This window comes from Pseudactinotalea sp. Z1748 (assembly GCF_049725185.1).
Lineage (GTDB): Bacteria > Actinomycetota > Actinomycetes > Actinomycetales > Beutenbergiaceae > CALKWS01.
In genome coordinates this window covers 143,822-160,653 of record NZ_JBMPQB010000005.1, presented here as the reverse complement: position 1 = coordinate 160,653, position 16,832 = coordinate 143,822, and the positions used below count along the sequence as shown (strand labels likewise).

16 protein-coding genes are annotated in these 16,832 nt (G+C 70.3%); 4 read left to right on the top strand and 12 right to left on the bottom strand.

Going from position 1 to position 16,832, the window contains the following annotated elements; genetic code table 11:
* Nucleotides 1-85: 85 nt before the first annotated feature.
* Complete coding sequence (locus tag ACO0LU_RS12420) at nucleotides 86-625, top strand: NUDIX hydrolase family protein (protein WP_424791672.1); 540 nt, start codon at nucleotides 86-88, stop codon at nucleotides 623-625.
* A gap of 63 nt (nucleotides 626-688) precedes the next feature.
* Here ACO0LU_RS12420 and rdgB read toward each other — a convergent pair whose 3' ends face one another.
* Nucleotides 689-1,273, bottom strand: a complete 585-nt coding sequence (rdgB, locus tag ACO0LU_RS12415) for an RdgB/HAM1 family non-canonical purine NTP pyrophosphatase (protein ID WP_424791848.1) — start codon at nucleotides 1,271-1,273, stop codon at nucleotides 689-691.
* A gap of 17 nt (nucleotides 1,274-1,290) precedes the next feature.
* Nucleotides 1,291-2,061 (bottom strand): ribonuclease PH, encoded by a 771-nt coding sequence (rph, locus tag ACO0LU_RS12410; RefSeq protein WP_424791671.1) that lies wholly within the window; start codon nucleotides 2,059-2,061, stop codon nucleotides 1,291-1,293.
* A gap of 72 nt (nucleotides 2,062-2,133) precedes the next feature.
* Between rph and ACO0LU_RS12405 the strand changes: the two genes are divergently transcribed.
* Nucleotides 2,134-3,198 (top strand): alcohol dehydrogenase catalytic domain-containing protein, encoded by a 1,065-nt coding sequence (locus ACO0LU_RS12405; protein WP_424791670.1) that lies wholly within the window; start codon nucleotides 2,134-2,136, stop codon nucleotides 3,196-3,198.
* Nucleotides 3,199-3,293: 95 nt separating this feature from the next.
* Here ACO0LU_RS12405 and ACO0LU_RS12400 read toward each other — a convergent pair whose 3' ends face one another.
* The 5 genes from ACO0LU_RS12400 to clpS form a co-directional block, all read right to left on the bottom strand.
* On the bottom strand, nucleotides 3,294-6,035 hold the full coding sequence (locus ACO0LU_RS12400) for a phosphoenolpyruvate carboxylase (RefSeq protein WP_424791669.1): 2,742 nt from the start codon (nucleotides 6,033-6,035) through the stop codon (nucleotides 3,294-3,296).
* Nucleotides 6,036-6,198: 163 nt separating this feature from the next.
* On the bottom strand, nucleotides 6,199-6,972 hold the full coding sequence (locus ACO0LU_RS12395) for an MBL fold metallo-hydrolase (protein ID WP_424791668.1): 774 nt from the start codon (nucleotides 6,970-6,972) through the stop codon (nucleotides 6,199-6,201).
* A complete protein-coding gene (gene murI / locus ACO0LU_RS12390; RefSeq protein ID WP_424791667.1) occupies nucleotides 6,969-7,868 on the bottom strand; it encodes a glutamate racemase in 900 nt (299 codons plus the stop codon). Before murI ends, ACO0LU_RS12395 begins: the two co-directional genes overlap by 4 nt.
* A 39-nt stretch (nucleotides 7,869-7,907) precedes the next feature.
* The gene (locus tag ACO0LU_RS12385) at nucleotides 7,908-8,681 is read right to left on the bottom strand and encodes a DUF2017 domain-containing protein (protein ID WP_424791666.1); all 774 of its coding nucleotides are present in this window, start codon (nucleotides 8,679-8,681) and stop codon (nucleotides 7,908-7,910) included.
* Nucleotides 8,681-8,980 carry an ATP-dependent Clp protease adapter ClpS gene (gene clpS / locus ACO0LU_RS12380; protein ID WP_424791665.1) on the bottom strand — a complete coding sequence of 100 codons (300 nt, stop codon included), beginning with the start codon at nucleotides 8,978-8,980 and terminating at the stop codon, nucleotides 8,681-8,683. The genes ACO0LU_RS12385 and clpS overlap by 1 nt, the downstream gene beginning before the upstream one ends.
* A gap of 114 nt (nucleotides 8,981-9,094) precedes the next feature.
* Between clpS and ACO0LU_RS12375 the strand changes: the two genes are divergently transcribed.
* Together ACO0LU_RS12375 and ACO0LU_RS12370 are read left to right on the top strand one after the other, a co-directional pair.
* On the top strand, nucleotides 9,095-10,423 hold the full coding sequence (locus ACO0LU_RS12375) for a nicotinate phosphoribosyltransferase (protein ID WP_424791664.1): 1,329 nt from the start codon (nucleotides 9,095-9,097) through the stop codon (nucleotides 10,421-10,423).
* A gap of 129 nt (nucleotides 10,424-10,552) precedes the next feature.
* A complete protein-coding gene (locus ACO0LU_RS12370) occupies nucleotides 10,553-11,686 on the top strand; it encodes an FUSC family protein (RefSeq protein ID WP_424791663.1) in 1,134 nt (377 codons plus the stop codon).
* Nucleotides 11,687-11,728: 42 nt separating this feature from the next.
* Here the strand turns inward: ACO0LU_RS12370 and ACO0LU_RS12365 are convergent, their stop codons facing one another.
* From ACO0LU_RS12365 to pstC, 5 genes are all read right to left on the bottom strand, one after another.
* The gene (locus ACO0LU_RS12365) at nucleotides 11,729-13,492 is read right to left on the bottom strand and encodes a DEAD/DEAH box helicase (RefSeq protein WP_424791662.1); all 1,764 of its coding nucleotides are present in this window, start codon (nucleotides 13,490-13,492) and stop codon (nucleotides 11,729-11,731) included.
* 77 nt (nucleotides 13,493-13,569) lie between these two features.
* A complete protein-coding gene (locus tag ACO0LU_RS12360) occupies nucleotides 13,570-13,920 on the bottom strand; it encodes a DUF3039 domain-containing protein (protein ID WP_424791661.1) in 351 nt (116 codons plus the stop codon).
* A 133-nt stretch (nucleotides 13,921-14,053) separates the two neighbouring features.
* A complete protein-coding gene (locus ACO0LU_RS12355; protein ID WP_424791660.1) occupies nucleotides 14,054-14,827 on the bottom strand; it encodes a winged helix-turn-helix domain-containing protein in 774 nt (257 codons plus the stop codon).
* Complete coding sequence (gene pstA, locus ACO0LU_RS12350; protein ID WP_424791659.1) at nucleotides 14,827-15,756, bottom strand: phosphate ABC transporter permease PstA; 930 nt, start codon at nucleotides 15,754-15,756, stop codon at nucleotides 14,827-14,829. The genes ACO0LU_RS12355 and pstA overlap by 1 nt, the downstream gene beginning before the upstream one ends.
* Nucleotides 15,753-16,745 (bottom strand): phosphate ABC transporter permease subunit PstC, encoded by a 993-nt coding sequence (gene pstC, locus ACO0LU_RS12345; RefSeq protein ID WP_424791658.1) that lies wholly within the window; start codon nucleotides 16,743-16,745, stop codon nucleotides 15,753-15,755. Before pstC ends, pstA begins: the two co-directional genes overlap by 4 nt.
* Nucleotides 16,746-16,832: the final 87 nt, after the last annotated feature.

Below are 16,832 nucleotides of genomic sequence, written 5' to 3'. Positions count from 1 at the left end.
GGAACCGGCGTCCACCAGTTGGCCGTCGGGGCGCTAGCGTGGTCGCAGCACAAGTACGCAGCAGACGCCCAAGGCGGAGGACGTGATGAGCGAGATCGCATCGGATGACATCAACACCTGGTTCGCTCCCGATGAACTGGCGCGGATCAGGCGTCGGTTGCCGATCGTGTACGTCGACGCCGTGCCGGTGCGGGTGGACGCCGACGGCACCATCCAGCAGATCGCGCTGCTCCTGCGAACCCCGCGCGATGAAACCATCCAGCGATCACTGGTCTCGGGGCGGGTGATGTATCACGAGCGGCTGCGCGATGCGCTGTCGCGACACCTGGACAAGGATCTGGGGCCGATGGCGCTGCCCCGGCTCCCGGTGACCCTGGTGCCCTTCACCGTCGCCGAGTACTTCCCAACCCCGGGGATCACGCCGTACCACGACCCGCGCCAGCACGCCGTATCGCTGGCTTACATCGTGCCGGTCGACGGCGACTGCGCGCCCCAGCAGGACGTGCTCGACATCACCTGGCTCAGTCCGGAGGAGGCGCTCAATCCCGGTATCCAGGCGGAGATGGTCGACGGGCACGGGGCGCTGGTCCGTCAGGCACTGTCCCACGCGGGCCGGATCGTCTGAGGCCCGCCCCGGCCCGGCGGCCCGGGCAGTGCGGGCGGGCTCAGCCCCGCGTCGCTGGAGGGCTCAGCCCAGCAGCGGGCCCAGGTGGGTGGCCAGGGCCCGGAAGGCCTGCCCCCGGTGGGAGATCGCGTTCTTCTCCGCCGGGCTCAGTTCGGCACAGGAGCGGTGCTGCCCGTCCGGGACCAGGATCGGGTCGTATCCGAACCCTCCGCTGCCCCGCGGTTCGGTGAGTAGGACCCCGGGCAGGTAGCCGTGCTCGACCACTTCGGTGCCGTCGGGGGTGGCCAGGGCCGCGGCGCAGACGAACCGGGCGCGGCGGTGCTCCGGGGAGATGTCGGCCAGTTGCTCCAGCAGCAGGGTCAGGTTCGCGGTGTCGTCACCGTGGCGACCGGCCCAGCGCGCGGAGAAGATCCCCGGAGCCCCGCCGAGGATGTCCACGGCCAGGCCCGAGTCGTCCGCCACCGCGATCAGGCCGGTGTGCGCGGCGACGGCCCGGGCCTTGAGAAGTGCGTTCTGGGCGAAGGTGACCCCGGTCTCGGCCACGTCCGGAGCCCCTGCCTCACCGGCCCCGATCACCTCACCGGCCTCGAGCAGCCCGGACAGGATCTGCCGGAGTTCGCCGATCTTGTGCTGGTTGTGCGTGGCCATCACCACGCGCGGCCGGCTCACCGGTCCAGGACGCCCGGGATCGATCGAGCGGCCACGTCAGCGGCCAGCGCCTGGTTCTGGCGGTCGGTCAGGTCGGCACAGCCGAGGGCGGCCAGGTCCAGTAGTTCCTCGAGTTGGGTACGGCTGAACGGCTCCCGCTCCGCGGTGCCCTGCACCTCGACGAACCCGCCGGAGCCGGTCACCACCACGTTCATGTCGGTGTCCGCCCGCACGTCCTCGGGGTAGTCCAGGTCCAGCATCGCCACTCCGTCGACCAGACCCACGCTGACGGCACAGACCGAGTCGGTCAACACCGTCGCCTTGGTGGAGATCGCCTTGTTCTGCTTGCCCCAGGTGACCGCGTCGGCCAATGCCACGTAGGCGCCGGTGATCGCTGCGGTCCGGGTACCTCCGTCGGCCTGCAACACGTCACAGTCCAGTACGATGGTGTTCTCCCCGAGCGCGCCGGTGTCGATGATGGCGCGCAGGGAGCGTCCGATCAGGCGGGAGATCTCGTGGGTGCGGCCCCCGATCTTGCCCCGGACCGACTCCCGGTCCGAGCGGGTGTTCGTCGATCGCGGCAGCATCGCGTACTCCGCGGTCACCCAGCCCTTGCCCGACCCCCGGCGCCACCGGGGCACACCCTCGGTGAAGGAGGCGGTGCACAACACCCTGGTGCCGCCGAACTGGACCAGGACCGAGCCCTCGGCCTGGTCCGACCAGCCCCGGGTGAACCGCACCGGCCGCAACTCGGTGGTGGATCGACCTTCGGCGCGCTGGACTGTCATGGTTACCGACCCTAAAGCACCTTCGGCGGTGCCCGGTCCACAACGGACTCCGGATGGCCCACACTGTGGACCATGCGCGCTGTTGTCTACCAGGCCTTCGGCCAGATGCCCGCCGTCCGGGAGGTTCCGGACCTCGAGCCGGAGCCCGATGCCGTGGTGGTCTCGGTGGAGGCCACCGGATTGTGCCGCAGCGACTGGCACGGCTGGGCCGGTCACGACCGCGACATCACGGTGCCGCACGTGCCCGGGCACGAGTTCGTCGGGCGTGTGGTCGCTGCCGGCGCCGCGGTCGCGTCGGTGCAGGTGGGTCAACGGATCATCACCCCGTTCGTGTGCGGGTGCGGAGTGTGCCGCCAGTGCGCCGATGGCCACGCGCAGGTGTGCCCGGACCAGACCCAGCCCGGTTTCACCCACTGGGGATCCTTCGCCGAGCAGGTGCAGGTGCGGCACGCCGACTTCAACGCCGTCGTCGTCCCTGAGCGCCTGGACCCGCTCGCGCTGGTGGGATTGGGCTGCCGGTTCGCCACCGCCTTCGCCGGCCTGCACCACCGTGCCCAGGTTCGGCCCGGAGAGCGACTGGTGGTGATCGGCACCGGAGGGGTGGGATTGTCGGCGGTGCTGATCGGCGCGGCCCTGGGTGCCGAGGTGATCGCGGTGGACCGGGCGCCGGCAGCACTGGAGCTGGCCAGGGCGGCCGGAGCGGCGCACACGGTACTGGCCGGAACCGCCGACCCGCAGAGCCTCGCCAGCCAGGTGCGCCAATTCGGTCCGGTCCAGGTGAGCCTGGAAGCCCTGGGCAGGGCCGAGACCACCCGTGCTGCACTGCTCAGTCTGGCTCCCCGCGGACGGCACGTGCAGATCGGTCTGTTCGCTGAGGAACCATCGCTTCCGGTGGGCGCGATCATCGCGCAGGAACTGGCGTTCCTGGGTTCCCACGGAATGGCCGCCGCCCAGTACCGGCCGATGCTGGACCTGGTTGTCGCCGGGACGTTGCGCCCGGCGGACCTGGTCACCCGCCAGATCACGCTGGACGAGGCTCCCCGGGCGCTGGCACGGATGGACCGGGACCCAGCCCCGGGGATCACGGTGATCCGGCCCACCACTACCGGCAACGGCAGCAGCACGCTCCCGGCATGACGAGCCGTGCTGCGGGTCTCGAGACCGAGCCTGCGCGCTCAGGGCGATACCCGCAGGGCTCGGCCTCGGCGGGCACGCTCGGCCTCGGCGGTCGCTCAGCCGGTGTTCTGCAGGCCTGCGGCCACTCCGTTCACCGACAACAACATGACCCGGCGCAGTTGGTCGTCGACGTCCTCGCCCTCATCGGCGCGTAGCGCCCGCAACGCACGGAGTTGGATCAGCGAGAGCGCGTCGACGTAGGGGCTGCGCAACTGCACCGCCCGGCCCAGCACGCTGTGGCCGGCCAGCAACCGGTCCTGTTCGGTGATGTCCACCACCCACTGGCGGGTCAGGACCATCTCCTCCATCACCAACTCGCTCAGGTCCTCCCGGTCGCCCAGATCCAAGTAGCGCAGGGCGATCCGCTCGTCGGTCTTGGCCAGGGACATCTCCACGTTGTCGATCATGGTGGTGAACAGCGGCCAGCGCCGGTAGGCCTCCCGCAGCCGCTGCAGGTCCCCCACCGCGGCCAGCGCCGAGCCGAGCCCGAACCAGCCGGTCAGGTTGATCCGGGCCTGGGTCCAGGCGAACACCCACGGGATTGCGCGCAAGTCCTCCAGCGACTCCACGCTGAGGCCGCGCCGGGCCGGGCGCGAACCCAGTGCCAGCCAGCCGACCTCCTCCTGCGGGGTCACCTCGGCGAACCAGCCCGGGAATCCTTCGGCGTGCACCAGCTGGAAGAACCGGTCCCGGGACACCCGGTCCATGGTGGCGGCCACGTCGGCGAAGTCCTCGGCCGCGGTGGCGTTGCGATGCTCGATGTGCGGGGTGGAGGCCAGCAGCGTGGCCGCCGCCACCTGTTCGATGTGCCGGGCCGCGATCACCGGGTCCCCGTAGCGGGCGAAGATCACCTCGCCCTGCTCGGTGAGCTTGAACCGGCCGTCCACCGACCCGGGCGGCTGGGACATCAGGGCCCGGTTGGCCGGTCCGCCACCGCGGCCCAGGGCGCCCCCACGACCGTGGAACAGGGTGAGGGTGATGTCGTTGTCCTTGGCCCACAGGGTGATCCTCGACTGCGCGTCATACAGCGCCAGGGTGGCCGCGACCGGGCCGACGTCCTTGGAGGAGTCCGAGTATCCGAGCATGACCTCCAAGCGTCTACCGGTGGCCTCCAGGCGGGCGCGCACCTGGGGCAGCTCGATCATCTCGTCCAGCACCTCGGTGCTGTTCTTCAGATCCTGGTGCGTCTCGAACAGGGGGATCACGTCCAACACCGGCGCCTCCTGCTCCGAGCCCAGTGCGGCCACGGCCAGCCGGAACACGTTCGCCAGGTCGGTGGCCGAGGTAGTGAAGGAGACGATGTAGCGCCGGGCGGCCAACTCCCCGTAGCGGTCCTGGATCGCCCCGATGGAGCGGAAGGTCTCCAGCACCTCCTCGCTCATCTCGCTGAGTTCCGCACCGGCGTCGATCTGGGCCAGGGTCGCCGAGTGCACCTTGGCGTGCTGGCGGACCTCCAGTTCGGCCAGGTGGAACCCGAAGGTCTGCACCTGCCAGATCAGTTCCTGGATGTCGCCGTAGGCCTTGCGCTTCTCTCCCACCTGGGCCAGGGAGGTCTGCACCACCTCGAGGTCGGCGAGCAACTCATCGGCGTCGCCGTAGGCCAGGTCGGCGTCACGCTGCCGGGTGGCCGCGATGCGCTCGGCGATCATCAGCACCACCCGGCGGTAGGGCTCGTCCGGGGACCGGGTTGCGATGTCGGAGGTCAGTTCCGCGGCGAGGCGGCGCTGACGGTTCCACAGCGCTTCCAACTCCGCGGTGGTCGGGGTGGTGTGGGAGTCCAGGGTCAGACCGCGTCCGATCCGGTGCGCCACCCGCTCCAACCCGAGCAGCACGTGCTCGTTGGCGATCGCGGCGGCGGCTCGGGTGATGCCGGAGGTGACGTTGGGGTTACCGTCCCGGTCCGCCCCGATCCAGGAACCCAGTCGCACGAACGCGCGCGATCGAGGTTCACGGCTCACCGCGTGGTCCCCGTCGAGCAGGTCGTCCAGGCGCCGGTACATCTGCGGCAGCACGCTGAACAGGGTCTGGTCGAACACACCCATCGCGGTGCGGACCTCATCCAGCGGGGTGGGCTTGTCCGCCCGCAGCGGGGAGGTGCGCCACAGGGTGTCCACCTCCGAGAGCAGCGCGCGCTGCACGTCCCCGCGTTCGCGGGCACTCAGCCGCTGGTCATCCCACTGCCCGACGAGTTCGCTGATCCGCCGGATGCACGAGGACACGGCGCGCCGCCGGGCCTCGGTGGGGTGGGCGGTCAGCACCGGGCGGAACTCCAGCGCCTGGACCCGTGCGAAGGCCTCCTCCCGGCCCACCTGGTCGGTGAGGAACTCCAGCGCTTGGGCCATGGAGTCCTCCGGCGGACGGCCGCTGGCCGTGGGCGAGCCGCCCACCTGGTCGCGTTCGCGCAGCACCCGGACCCGGTGGAACTCCTCGGCCAGGTTCACCAGGTGGAAGTAAGCGCTGAACGCCCGGGCCACGTCCTCAGCCCGCTCCAGCGTGAAGGAGTCGACCAGTTCCTCAGCCTGGGTGAAGGCGTCCGAGCCGGGTTCGGAGTAGGCGGTGATGGTCAGTTCACGCAGCCGCTCGACGTCATCGAGCAGGTCCTGCCCACCGGATTCGGCCAGCACGGTGCCGAGCATGCCGCCCAGCATCCGTACGTCGTTTCGCAGCGCCTCGGGCACCTCCAGCGCCGCTCCGGTCCGGGAGCCCGACGCCAGGTGCTCGGCCGGCGTGGACGCGCTCTCAGCGTCCTGAGCCTGCGTGGTGACGTCCGTGGCTGGTGTCTCGGGTCTGATCGACATGATCGAAAGCGTAACGAGTTCTTGGGCCTTCCTTGTACGCCGTCTCGTGAACGGTTACCCAATGGCATGGAAATCACCCAGAACGCGTGACGCCGATCACCCCGACCGGTCAGGAACGCACAGGTCATCACCGCCCCACCCCGCCAGAGCGCCGATACGCCGGTCAGATCAGCCAGGTAGCACCGGGTTCGGCGACCTCGATCGGGCCGGCGTAGGTGCCGGTCGCCTCGGTGCGTACGGTGGCGGCGCACGTCCAGGGCGGGATGTGGGTGAGTATCAGGCGCCCGGCGCGCGCCGCGGTGGCCAGCTGCCCGGCGCGCAGGCCGGTCAGGTGGATCCCGCGCACCTGGTCGCGCTCCTCCTGGAAGGCGGCCTCGGACAGCAGCACGTGGGCGTCGCGGGCCGCCAGGGTCACGCCGGCGCAATGGTCGGTGTCCCCGGTGTAGGTGAGCACCCGGGTCCCAGCGCTCTCAGCGGACGGTCCGGTGATCCGCATGGCGTAGGCGGGGACGGGATGCTCCACCTCGAAGGGTTCGATCACGAACGGACCCACGTGCACCGGTGTGCCGGGCTGCCAGGTGGTGACGGTGAAGGCGTGATCGGGATCGCCGGACTCCCCGCACAACTGGACGATCCGAGCGCGGGTACCTACCGGGCCATAGACCGGCACCGGGGGGCGCGGGGCGCCCGGCCCGTAGCGGATCAGTACCTCCAGCCCGGCCAGGTCGGCGATGTGGTCGGCATGCAGGTGCGAGACCAGCACCGCGTCCACCTGCGCGGGGTCCACGTAGCGCATCGCCTGCCCCACCGCTCCGGGCCCCAGGTCCAGCAGCACCTGCCAGGTGCGGTCGCCGTCGTGGGCCTGCAGCAGGTAGCACGAGGCCGCCGACTCCGGCCCGGAGATCGACCCGGAACTGCCCACGACCGTCAGTTTCATCCCCGTGCCCCACTTCCCCCTCGTGTCCGTACCCCGGGCACCGGTCCCGCTCCCGGGCCCGCGGCGGCGGTGATCCTCGGGATCTCACCGGTGATCTCGACCGCGCTGTGCGAGCCGACCTCCGGTCCCAGGAATCGGTGGGCCAGGTCATCGAAGGCATCGGTGTCCCCAGTGGCGAGGAACCTGTGCACCGGGGCGGCACCGTCATCACGCACCAGGTCATGGGCCAGGAGCGCCCGATAGACGTCCTTGGCGGTCTCCTCCGCGGAGGAGACCAGGGTCACGTCATCGCCCATCACGTACTGGAGCACCCCGGTCAGCAACGGATAGTGGGTACACCCCAGCACCAGGGTGTCCACCTGCGCACGGCGCAACGGGGCCAGGTACTCCGCCGCAGCCTCCAGCACGTCACCGCCGGCGGTGATCCCGCGTTCGACGAACTCCACGAAGCGAGGCGCCGCCGCCGTGGCCAGGTCCAGATGCGTCGCTGCGGCGAAGGCGTCCTCGTAGGCCTGGGACGTGATCGTCGCCTGCGTGGCCACCACACCCACCTTGTGGTTGCGGGTCATCGCCACCGCCCGGCGCACCGCCGGCTGGATCACCTCCACCACGGGGATGCCACGGCTGCCGGTGTAGCGCTCGCGGGCATCGCGCAAGACTGCTGCGGAGGCGGAGTTACAGGCGATCACCAGCATCTTCACACCGGAGTCCACCAGATCGTCCATCACCCGCAGCGCGTGCGCACGAACCTGGGCAATCGGCAGCGGGCCATAGGGGCCGTGGGCGGTGTCGCCGACGTAGCGCACCGACTCCCCCGGCACCTGGTCGAGTACGGCGCGGGCCACGGTCAGCCCGCCCACGCCGGAGTCGAAGATCCCGATCGGTGCCTGCTTCATCGCCACCAGCTTAGCCCGGCGACCGGGGTCGCAGGAGCGTCAGTCCTGGAGTGTAGGCAACATCACCTGGACCAGGGACTCCTGCAACCAGGTGAAAGCCGAGTACACACTCGCGAGCGCCAGCCGCAGATCCTCCTCCTCGCTGCTGCCGGGCCGACCCGATGTGTTGGACAGCGCGTAGATCTCCTCGGCGTCGGCGTCGGAGCGTATCCCCAGCCGTTCGGACAGCACCAGGCGCACATCGGTCATCGCGGCCGCCCAGTCCATCGCCTCCTCCGGCACCACGGTGAGTTTGGTGCCCGGGGCGCGCAGCGCCGCCCAGACCATCCGCAGCCGGGCGATCTTGTCGTTGCGCAACTCATCCTGGGTAAGGCGACGGAACTCTGCGGCCAGTTCGGGATCGTCACGGCTGGCCGCGGGCAACAGCCGGGCCAGGGCCGGGTCGGCGGGCTCGGGCACGTCCTGGCCGAGCCGGGCCAACTGCTCCTCCATACCCTCGGCCGCGTCGTCCTCATTCCCCGTGGCTCCGGCATCCTCCGGCCCGTCCGCGGCCGGGCTCCCGCCACCACCGGAGAGCGCTGCGGAATCCGGGTGGGACCCCTCGTCCGTTCCCGGTCCGGCACCGGCATCGGGACCGGCAGGGCCATGGTGAGCCCCGTCGTCGACCTCCTGCCCGGGGCCGCCGGGCGCCAGGTCCCGGGGAGGATCGCCCAGCAGCGTGGCGGTGTCGGCGATCACCCCCGCCAGGATGGAGCGTTCGGTTGGGTCGAGTTCGGCCACATAACGGCCACGACGGCGTACGAACGCGCGCATCAGGCCCCCTCCTGGTCCAGCGTCGCCCACAGGCCGTAGGAGTGCATGGCCTGCACGTGCGCCTCCATCTTCTCCCGCGCCCCGGAGGCCACGATCGCCTTGCCCTCGTGGTGGACCTGGAGCATCAACTCGGTGGCCTTCTGCTCGGAATAGCCGAAGTAGGACCGGAACACGTAGGCCACGTAGCTCATCAGGTTCACCGGGTCGTTCCACACGATGGTGCGCCAGACCTTGTCCGCTTCCGTGCGCGCGCCGGCGCCCACCTCGGTGTGGGTGTCGGTGTCCGGTGCAGCGGTCATGCCACCAGGGTAGGCCCCGAGTGCCGAGCAGCCCATCCGGTGCCCGCCCGGGGCGGCCCGGCCACGCAGGCACCCGCTGTCTCTGCTGCGGTGAAGTCAGTAGGGTCGGGCGCTATGACGCAACCGCACGCGCCCAGCACGGCCCTGTTGACCGACCGGTACGAACTCACCATGGTCCAGGCCGCCCTGGCGAGCGGGACGGCGGAGCGCCGCTGCGTGTTCGAGGTGTTCACCCGCCGGCTGCCCCCCGGGCGCCGCTACGGGGTCCTGGCCGGTACCGGACGGTTCCTGGAGGCGCTGGCCGATTTCCGGTTCACCGACGCCGAACTGCAGCACCTGCGCGACGAGAAGGTCGCGAACACCCAGATGTTGGACTACCTGGCGAACTACCGCTTCACCGGGAGCATCTACGGGTACGCGGAGGGCGAGGTCTTCTTCCCCGGCTCCCCGGTACTGGTGGTGGAGTCCACCTTCGCCGAGGGGGTACTGCTGGAGACCCTGGCGTTGTCGGTGCTCAACTACGACTCCGCTGTGGCCTCTGCGGCCTCCCGGATGACCTCGGCCGCCGGCTCACGCCCGTGCCTGGAGATGGGATCGCGGCGCGCACACGAACAGGCCGCGGTCGCGGCCGCACGGGCCTCGGTGGTGGGCGGGTTCACCGGCACTTCCAACCTGGAGGCCGGACGGCGGTACGGGTTGGAGACGATCGGCACCGCCGCCCACTCCTTCACACTGCTGCACGACGACGAACCGGCCGCCTTCGCGGCGCAGATCGCCGCCTACGGCCCCCACACCACCCTGCTGGTGGACACCTATGACATCGCCGAGGGCGTGCGCCGTGCGATCGAGGCGGCCGGCACCGAGTTGGACGCGGTGCGGTTGGACTCCGGCGATCTGGGCGTGGTGGCCCGGGAGGTACGGGACCAACTGGACTCCCTCGGTGCGCCCGGTACCAAGATCGTGGTGTCCTCGGATCTGGATGAGCACGCGATCGCCTCGCTGGCGGCAGCACCGGTCGATTCCTACGGGGTGGGCACCTCGGTGGTGACCGGCTCGGGCGCACCCACCTGCGGGATGGTGTACAAATTGGTCTCCCGTGAGGGCGCGAGCGGCCAGATGGAGTCGGTGGAGAAGGCTTCCTCGGCCAAGACCAGCGTCGGCGGACGCAAGAACGCGGCCAGGCGCCTGGACCCGGCCGGGCGGGCCGAACAGGAGGTCGTGGTGGCCGGTGCCGGCGCGCAGTGGGCCCCGGCCGGTCAGGATCTTCGCGTCCTGCAGGTGCCCTTGGTGCTCGACGGCGAGGTGGACAGGTCCTTCACCGGCACCTCCGGCGTGCATGCCGCCGCGCAACGACACCGAGCCTCACGGGCCGAGCTCTCCCCCTACGCCCGGCGGCTGTCCGCCGGCGATCCGGCCCTGGAGACGGTGCACCAGATGCTCTGAGCGCCCCTCCGGTCCGATGGGGCACCGTGTCTGGACGCGCGGGCCCGTCCGTGGGTGACATACCCTCGAGCGCGGACAAGCCTCCCAGGGCGCGCGAGGGCAGGGCCCGAGCAGCAGACAGGAGGGACCGTGAAGGGTCGAGTGTGGCGCCGCATCGTCAACAGGGTGCGCTCCCCGGAGTTCGTGACTACCGGGATCCAGGTGCTCAAGAGCACCATCGCGGCCACAGCGGCCTGGTGGTTGGCCGTGGCGGTCTTCGAGACCGAACTCCCGTTCCTGGCTCCGTGGATCGCGTTGCTCACCGTGCACGCGACCATCTACCGGTCCCTGAGCCGGGGCTTGCAGACGATGGTCGCCTCCGCGATCGGCATCGGGTTGTCGTTCGTGATCGGCGCCTACCTCGGAGTCACGCTCTGGACCTTCGGGCTGGCGCTGTTGGTGGGGCTTGTGGCTGCCCGTCTGCGCTGGCTCAGGGATGAGGGCGTGGCCATCGCCACCACCGCCATCTTCGTGCTCGGTAGTGGCTTCGGCGAGCAGGCTCCCCTGCTCGCCGATCGTCTCCTCGAGGTGGCCCTTGGGGTGGCTGTCGGCGTGGTGGTGAACCTGGTGCTCGTGCCACCGCTCTGGGGAGGACGGGCCGCACGGTACGTGGACAGCGTGAACCGCCGTATGGGCCAGGTGCTCATCGAGATCGCCGAGGAGCTGGAGACGTCCTGGGACACCGCGCGCGCCGACGCCTGGGTCAGCGAGACGGTCTCGATCACCGCCGAGGTCGAGCACGCCTCGCAGTGGGTGTCCTTCGCTCGGGAGAGCCGGCGCGCCAACCCGCGGTTGCTGACCCCGGCGCGGCCCCGGGTGCGGGATCGGCGCACGGACCGGGCTCGAGCCGGGCAGCCGACCTCGTACGAGGAGCTCCTGGAACGGATCGGTGAGGGAGTCTCCCATCTGCGGCATCTGGCGCGGACGCTGCGTGAGGCCACGATCGCGGAGAGCCGCTGGGATGAGGTGTTCCGGCAGGCCTGGGTGGCGATCGTTCGTGATGCCGGCCGGTCAATCCAGGATCCGGACGCCCAGGTGGAACCGGTGCACGACCGGCTCCGAGCACTGGCCGGGCGGCTCACCGAGGGTGGGCAGCTGCCCGGGTCCGACTGGCCCGTCTACGGCTCGTTGATCACCAGCATGGAGCACATCGCCCTGATCGTCGACGACGTTGCCTCGGCCAGGGAAGCCAGGCAGGCCGACCGCCCGAATCCGCGGGTCTGATCGAGACGGTGCCGTGGGTGCGTCCGTTGCCGCGGCACCCGGTCAGCGCCGGCCGATGAACCAGGCGCGCACCTTGGCGATGCGTGCCTGCAGGTGCTCGGCGCCGGCGCGGGCCACCTCCCCGCCGCCGGTGTGCTCGCGCAGCCGGGTGTGCACCACTGCGTGCGGAGTGCCGCTGCGCCGCGCCCAGGCGCTGACCAGCGCGTTGAGTTCCTTGCGCAACTCGGTCAGCCGCCGATGGTCGACCACGTCGGTCGCCGAAGCGCCGGCGCGCGGGTTCTTGTGCCGGCCGAGCTGCTCGGCCTGGCGGCTGCGCAACAACGTGGCCACCTGATCGGCATCCAACAGCCCCGGCAGTCCGAGGAAGTCCTGCTCCTCATCCGATCCCAGGTCCCCGCCGGTGCCGAACTCACCGCCGTCGAAGAGCACCTTGTCGAAGGAGGCCTGGGCGTCCAGGGCGGCGAAGCCGGGCAGCATCTGCTCATCGGAGGCCCGCTCGGCGCGGTTGGCCCCGGCGAGCGCGTCGTCGTCGAGCCAGACCTCCTCACCCTGGGCCACCGGCCGGTCCAGGGCATGGTCGCGCTCGGTCTCCAGTTCACCCGCCAACGCCAGCAGCACCGGGACCGAGGGCAGGAAGATCGAAGCGGTCTCCCCGCGCCGCCGGGCCCGCACGAAGCGGCCCACCGCCTGGGCGAAGAACAGCGGGGTCGCGGTGGCAGTGGCGTAGACTCCCACGGCCAGGCGGGGCACGTCCACCCCTTCGGACACCATCCGCACCGCCACCATCCACCGCTGGTCGCCGGCGGCGTACTCCTCGATCCGCCCCGATGCCCCGGCATCGTCGGAGAGCACCACCACCGGCTTCTCGCCAGCGATCTGGCGCAACTGCTCCGCATAGGCGCGGGCCTTGGTCTGGTCGGTGGCGATGACCAGCCCGCCGGCGTCCGGGACGTGCCGGCGCACTTCGGTCAGGCGCCGGTCCGCAGCGGCCAGCACCGCAGGGATCCATTCCCCGTGCTCATCCAGAGCGGTCCGCCAGGCCTGGGCGGTGATGTCCTTGGTGGCGGCCTCCCCGAGCCGGGCGCTGACTTCCTCTCCGGTTCGGGTGCGCCAGCGCATCTGCCCGGAGTAGGACAGGAACAGCACCGGGCGCACCACTCCGTCGCGCAGCGCGTCGCCGTAGCCGTAGGTGTGATCGGCCCGGGAGCGCCGAATGCCCTCAGGCCCGGGTTCGTAGTCCACGAACGGGATGGCTGCGGTGTCGGAGCGGAACGGGGTGCCGGTCAGTGATAGGCGCCGGGTGGCGGGCTCGAACGCCTCCCGCATCGCATCGCCCCAGGTCAACGCGTCCCCGCCGTGGTGGACCTCATCGAGGATCACCAGGGTTGGCGCCGCCTCGGTGCGGGCCCGGTGCAGGGCGGCGTTCGCGGCGACCTGGGCGTAGGTCAGGGCAACCCCGTCGAACTGGGCGCCGTGGCGGCCCTGAGCGTTGCGGAAGGTGGGGTCCAGGGCGATGCCGACCCGCCTGGCAGCATCGGCCCACTGGGTCTTCAGGTGTTCGGTGGGAGCGACCACCGCGATCCGGCGCACCACGCGCTGCTGCAGCAACTCAGTGGCCACGCGCAGCGCGAAGGTGGTTTTACCCGCCCCGGGCGTGGCCACGGCGAGGAAATCGCGGGGCTGATCGCGCAGGTAGGTATCCAGCGCCGCGGCCTGCCACGCACGCAGCCGCTCCGCTGTCCCCCACGCAGCGCGGTCGGGGTAGGCCGGGGGCAGGTGGGAGGCGGCCGCCGTCGAGCCCGGCACGTCGGCCGTCCCGGTACGGACTGGACCTGCGTCGTGCTGTGGGTGGTGAGGAGGGGCGGCCTGGTGGTGCCCGCCGGTCACTTCTTGGAGCCGAAGCCGAAGAAGCCCCGGCCCTTGCCCGAACCCGAATCGTCCCCGTCGCCCCCGGCGCCCATCGTCTCGTAGATCTCCTTGCACGCAGGGCAGATCGGGTACTTCTTCGGGTCCCTGCTGGGGGTCCAGACCTTCCCGCACAGCGCCACGACCGGCCCACCGGAGACGGCCGAGGCGGTCACCTTGTCTTTCCGTACGTAGTGGGAGTAGCGCTCGGAATCGCCGGCGTCGGTCTTGTCCCGGACCTCCTCGCGCTCCAGCACGTCGGTCGAGGTAGCGCCACCGGAGAGGCGTTCGGTCTCCTGTGGCTGCGTCGGCGGATTCTGCTCGGTCATGCCCCCAGTGTACGAGTCCGCTCAACCGGGCTCCACCACACCGACCCTCCCGTCGTGGCCGATGCCGGCCTCCTCGCCCTCTCCACATCGCACCCGAAGCGTCCGCCCTGCGCCTGACCCGGTGGCCAGCGGTTCAGGGCGCAGACCACAGCCGTGCTACGGCCAGTCGGTAACCGACCCCTCGGACGTTCTCCACCGGGTCGACACCCGCGCGCACCAGCTTCTCGCGCAGTCGCTTCACCATCGGGGTGAGCGCCACCGGGACGCCGCCACGACCCGGCCCCACGATGCTGATCAGGTCGGCGGTGCCGATCGCCTCATCGGCGCGGCGAGCGAGTGCGTACAGCAGCCTGAACTCCCTCACGCTGAGGGGGACCACGCGGTCGTGCACCTGGGCCTCGACTGCGGCCGGGTGGAGCCGCAGGGGGCCGAGTTCGAGGGTCCGTGTGGTCGGTGTGGTTCCCTCGATCGCGGCGAGTGCGGTCAGGACCGAGTCGAGCCGGTAGGGGTGTTCCAGGATGGGTCTGGCGCCGGCGAAGATGATGGGCGAGGCGGCCTCGGTCCCATCCGTCCCGAGTGCGAGCAGTACCGGTGTGCCCAGTTCCTCCCGGATCGCGCTCACCGCACCAATCGCCTCTGCCATGGGCACGGCCGTTGAGAGCACCAGGACGTCGGGTTGCTCACGGCCGCAGGCGAGCAGGGCACGGTGGGGTTCGGTGTGCACCGTGACTGCGAGGCCGATTCCGCGTAGTTCCTTGATGATCGGTGCCTCGCAGTCGAGCCCGGGGTCCAGGAACGACACCGAGTCGACCTGCCCATGCCGCTGCCAGGTGCGCAGGGCCTCCAGGTAGCGCACCTCGGTAGCCCGGTCGGTCGCCGGGTTCGGGGCAACGTGGGCAGCGACCATCACACGCGGTGGGCTTTCGAGGCGCGTGCTCCGACGTACCGGGCGACGACGGTGAGCACCAGGACCACCACCAGCAGGGCCAGCGCCCCACCCCAGGCCCGTTCGATCCCCGGATCGAACGGTTGCCGGGCGCCGTTGTAGATCTGCAACGGCACGGCGCTGATCGCCACGTTGTAGGCGGCGTAGACGATGTTCACGTTGCCGAATGCGGTCAGGATGAGAGGGGCGGTCTCCCCCGCGCCGCGGGCGATGGCGAGCATCACGCTGGTGGTCAGGCCCGGGGCGGCAGCCGGCAGGACCACGCGGGTGGTGGTCTGCCACTTGCGCGCACCAAGCGCGAAGGATCCGCGGCGGATGTCCGCTGAGACGGTCTTGAGCACCTCCTCGCAGGAGCGCACCACGATGGGCAGCATCACGATCGCGATCGCGACCGCGCCGGTGAACGCCCCGAAGCCGACCACCTGTCCGGTACCCAGCACCAGGATCGCGTAGACGGCCAACCCGATGAACACCGACGGGATACCTGTCATGACGTCGGTGACGAAACGGATCAGGGTGGTGAACGACCCGGTGCCGTAGTCGACCAGATAGACCGCGGCGGCCAGGCCGAGCGGTACCGAGATGCCGATCGCCATCAGCATGATGATCCCAGTGCCGATGAAGCCGGCGGCGTACCCGCCGCCCTCCCGTGCCGGCGGGTGCTCCCGTCGGGTGAAGAACTCCCAGGAGATCACCCCGGCGCCCATCCGAACCACCTCGATGATGATGAGTAGCAGTGGGATCGCGGCCAACACCATCAGGAACGTCAACACGACCCGGGTAGCCGCATCGAAACGCTTGCGGCGTCTGCCATTGCCGGTCCGGGAAGTGAGAGGGGCGGGCACCGAGGGCCCGGACTTCTCGTTCGGACGGGTCAGGGTGTGCGTCACAGGGCATCTCCAGCAGAAGCGGTCCGGGCGAATCGCCACACGATGAGGCGTGCAATGACGTTCACGACCATGGTCAACAGGAAAAGCACGACGCCGATACCCATGAGCGCCGTCAGCGTCTCGGGTGAGGCATCCTGGAACGTCGCAGCGATGTGGGCGGCAAGAGAGTCCCCGGGAAAGAACAGCCTGGACCCGGCTTGTTGTGAACCTCCGATGAGCATCAGAACCGCGATCGTCTCCCCCAGCGCGCGGCCCAGACCCAGCATCGTCGCTCCGACGATGCCTCCGAAGGATCGGGGCAGCACGATCCTTCCGAGCACCTCGCTCTTGGTCGCCCCGAGCCCGTAGGCGGCATGGACCTCCTCCGGTGGGGTGGCGGCCATCACCTCGCGGGTGATCGCGGTGATGATCGGCAGGATCATGATCGCCAGCACGACCCCGGCGTGGAAGTAGTTGGTGTTCGGTACCGAACCACCGACGAAGGGGAACACCGAGCCGAGAGTGGTGTTGATCGCCCGGGAGATCGGGTGCAACACGTTCGGCACGAACCAGAGCAGGCCCCACAGGCCGAAGATGATCGAAGGCACCGCAGCGAGGATCTCCACGCTGTAGGACAGCAGGGTGCGGAACCTCCTGCTGGCGTAGAAGGTGATGAACAGTGACACGCAGATCGCCAGCGGAAGTGCGATCGCGACCGCGATCGCCGAGGTGTACAACGTGCCGAGGATGAACGGCATCGCACCGTAGGTCCCGGTGAACTCGTGACGCGCGAACCCAGCGTGCCACTCCGGCCCGAGGACGAACTCGAAGAAGCCCTGGTAGACGAAGACCGGATAGGCGTCGAAGACAGTGCGCAGCAGCATCGCACCGAGCACGAGCAGCACACTGGCGCCGGCAAGCGCCAGGAACGCGGTGAAAATCCGGTCGGAGTACCGCCCGGCCCCGTGGCTGTGCAGTGCACTACGCCCGGGTGGCTTGGTCGCAGTCATTGGTGGCCGATCTGCTCATCAGGAACTGAGGGTCGGTGGCGAAGATCGGGGGCAGGGCGGGCGTGGCTGCGGCCCGCCCTGCGACCC

Bases quoted from the DNA above. Each gene is read 5' to 3' on its own strand.
- ACO0LU_RS12360 (WP_424791661.1), bottom strand. From the start codon at position 13,920: ATGACCGAGCAGAATCCGCCGACGCAGCCACAGGAGACCGAACGCCTC.
- rdgB (WP_424791848.1), bottom strand. From the start codon at position 1,273: ATGGCCACGCACAACCAGCACAAGATCGGCGAACTCCGGCAGATCCTG.
- clpS (WP_424791665.1), bottom strand. From the start codon at position 8,980: ATGACCGCTGCACCGGACACCGACACCCACACCGAGGTGGGCGCCGGC.
- rph (WP_424791671.1), bottom strand. From the start codon at position 2,061: ATGACAGTCCAGCGCGCCGAAGGTCGATCCACCACCGAGTTGCGGCCG.
- ACO0LU_RS12420 (WP_424791672.1), top strand. From the start codon at position 86: ATGAGCGAGATCGCATCGGATGACATCAACACCTGGTTCGCTCCCGAT.
- ACO0LU_RS12375 (WP_424791664.1), top strand. From the start codon at position 9,095: ATGACGCAACCGCACGCGCCCAGCACGGCCCTGTTGACCGACCGGTAC.
- pstC (WP_424791658.1), bottom strand. From the start codon at position 16,745: ATGACTGCGACCAAGCCACCCGGGCGTAGTGCACTGCACAGCCACGGG.
- ACO0LU_RS12355 (WP_424791660.1), bottom strand. From the start codon at position 14,827: ATGGTCGCTGCCCACGTTGCCCCGAACCCGGCGACCGACCGGGCTACC.
- ACO0LU_RS12385 (WP_424791666.1), bottom strand. From the start codon at position 8,681: ATGCGCGCGTTCGTACGCCGTCGTGGCCGTTATGTGGCCGAACTCGAC.
- murI (WP_424791667.1), bottom strand. From the start codon at position 7,868: ATGAAGCAGGCACCGATCGGGATCTTCGACTCCGGCGTGGGCGGGCTG.
- ACO0LU_RS12400 (WP_424791669.1), bottom strand. From the start codon at position 6,035: ATGTCGATCAGACCCGAGACACCAGCCACGGACGTCACCACGCAGGCT.
- ACO0LU_RS12395 (WP_424791668.1), bottom strand. From the start codon at position 6,972: ATGAAACTGACGGTCGTGGGCAGTTCCGGGTCGATCTCCGGGCCGGAG.
- ACO0LU_RS12405 (WP_424791670.1), top strand. From the start codon at position 2,134: ATGCGCGCTGTTGTCTACCAGGCCTTCGGCCAGATGCCCGCCGTCCGG.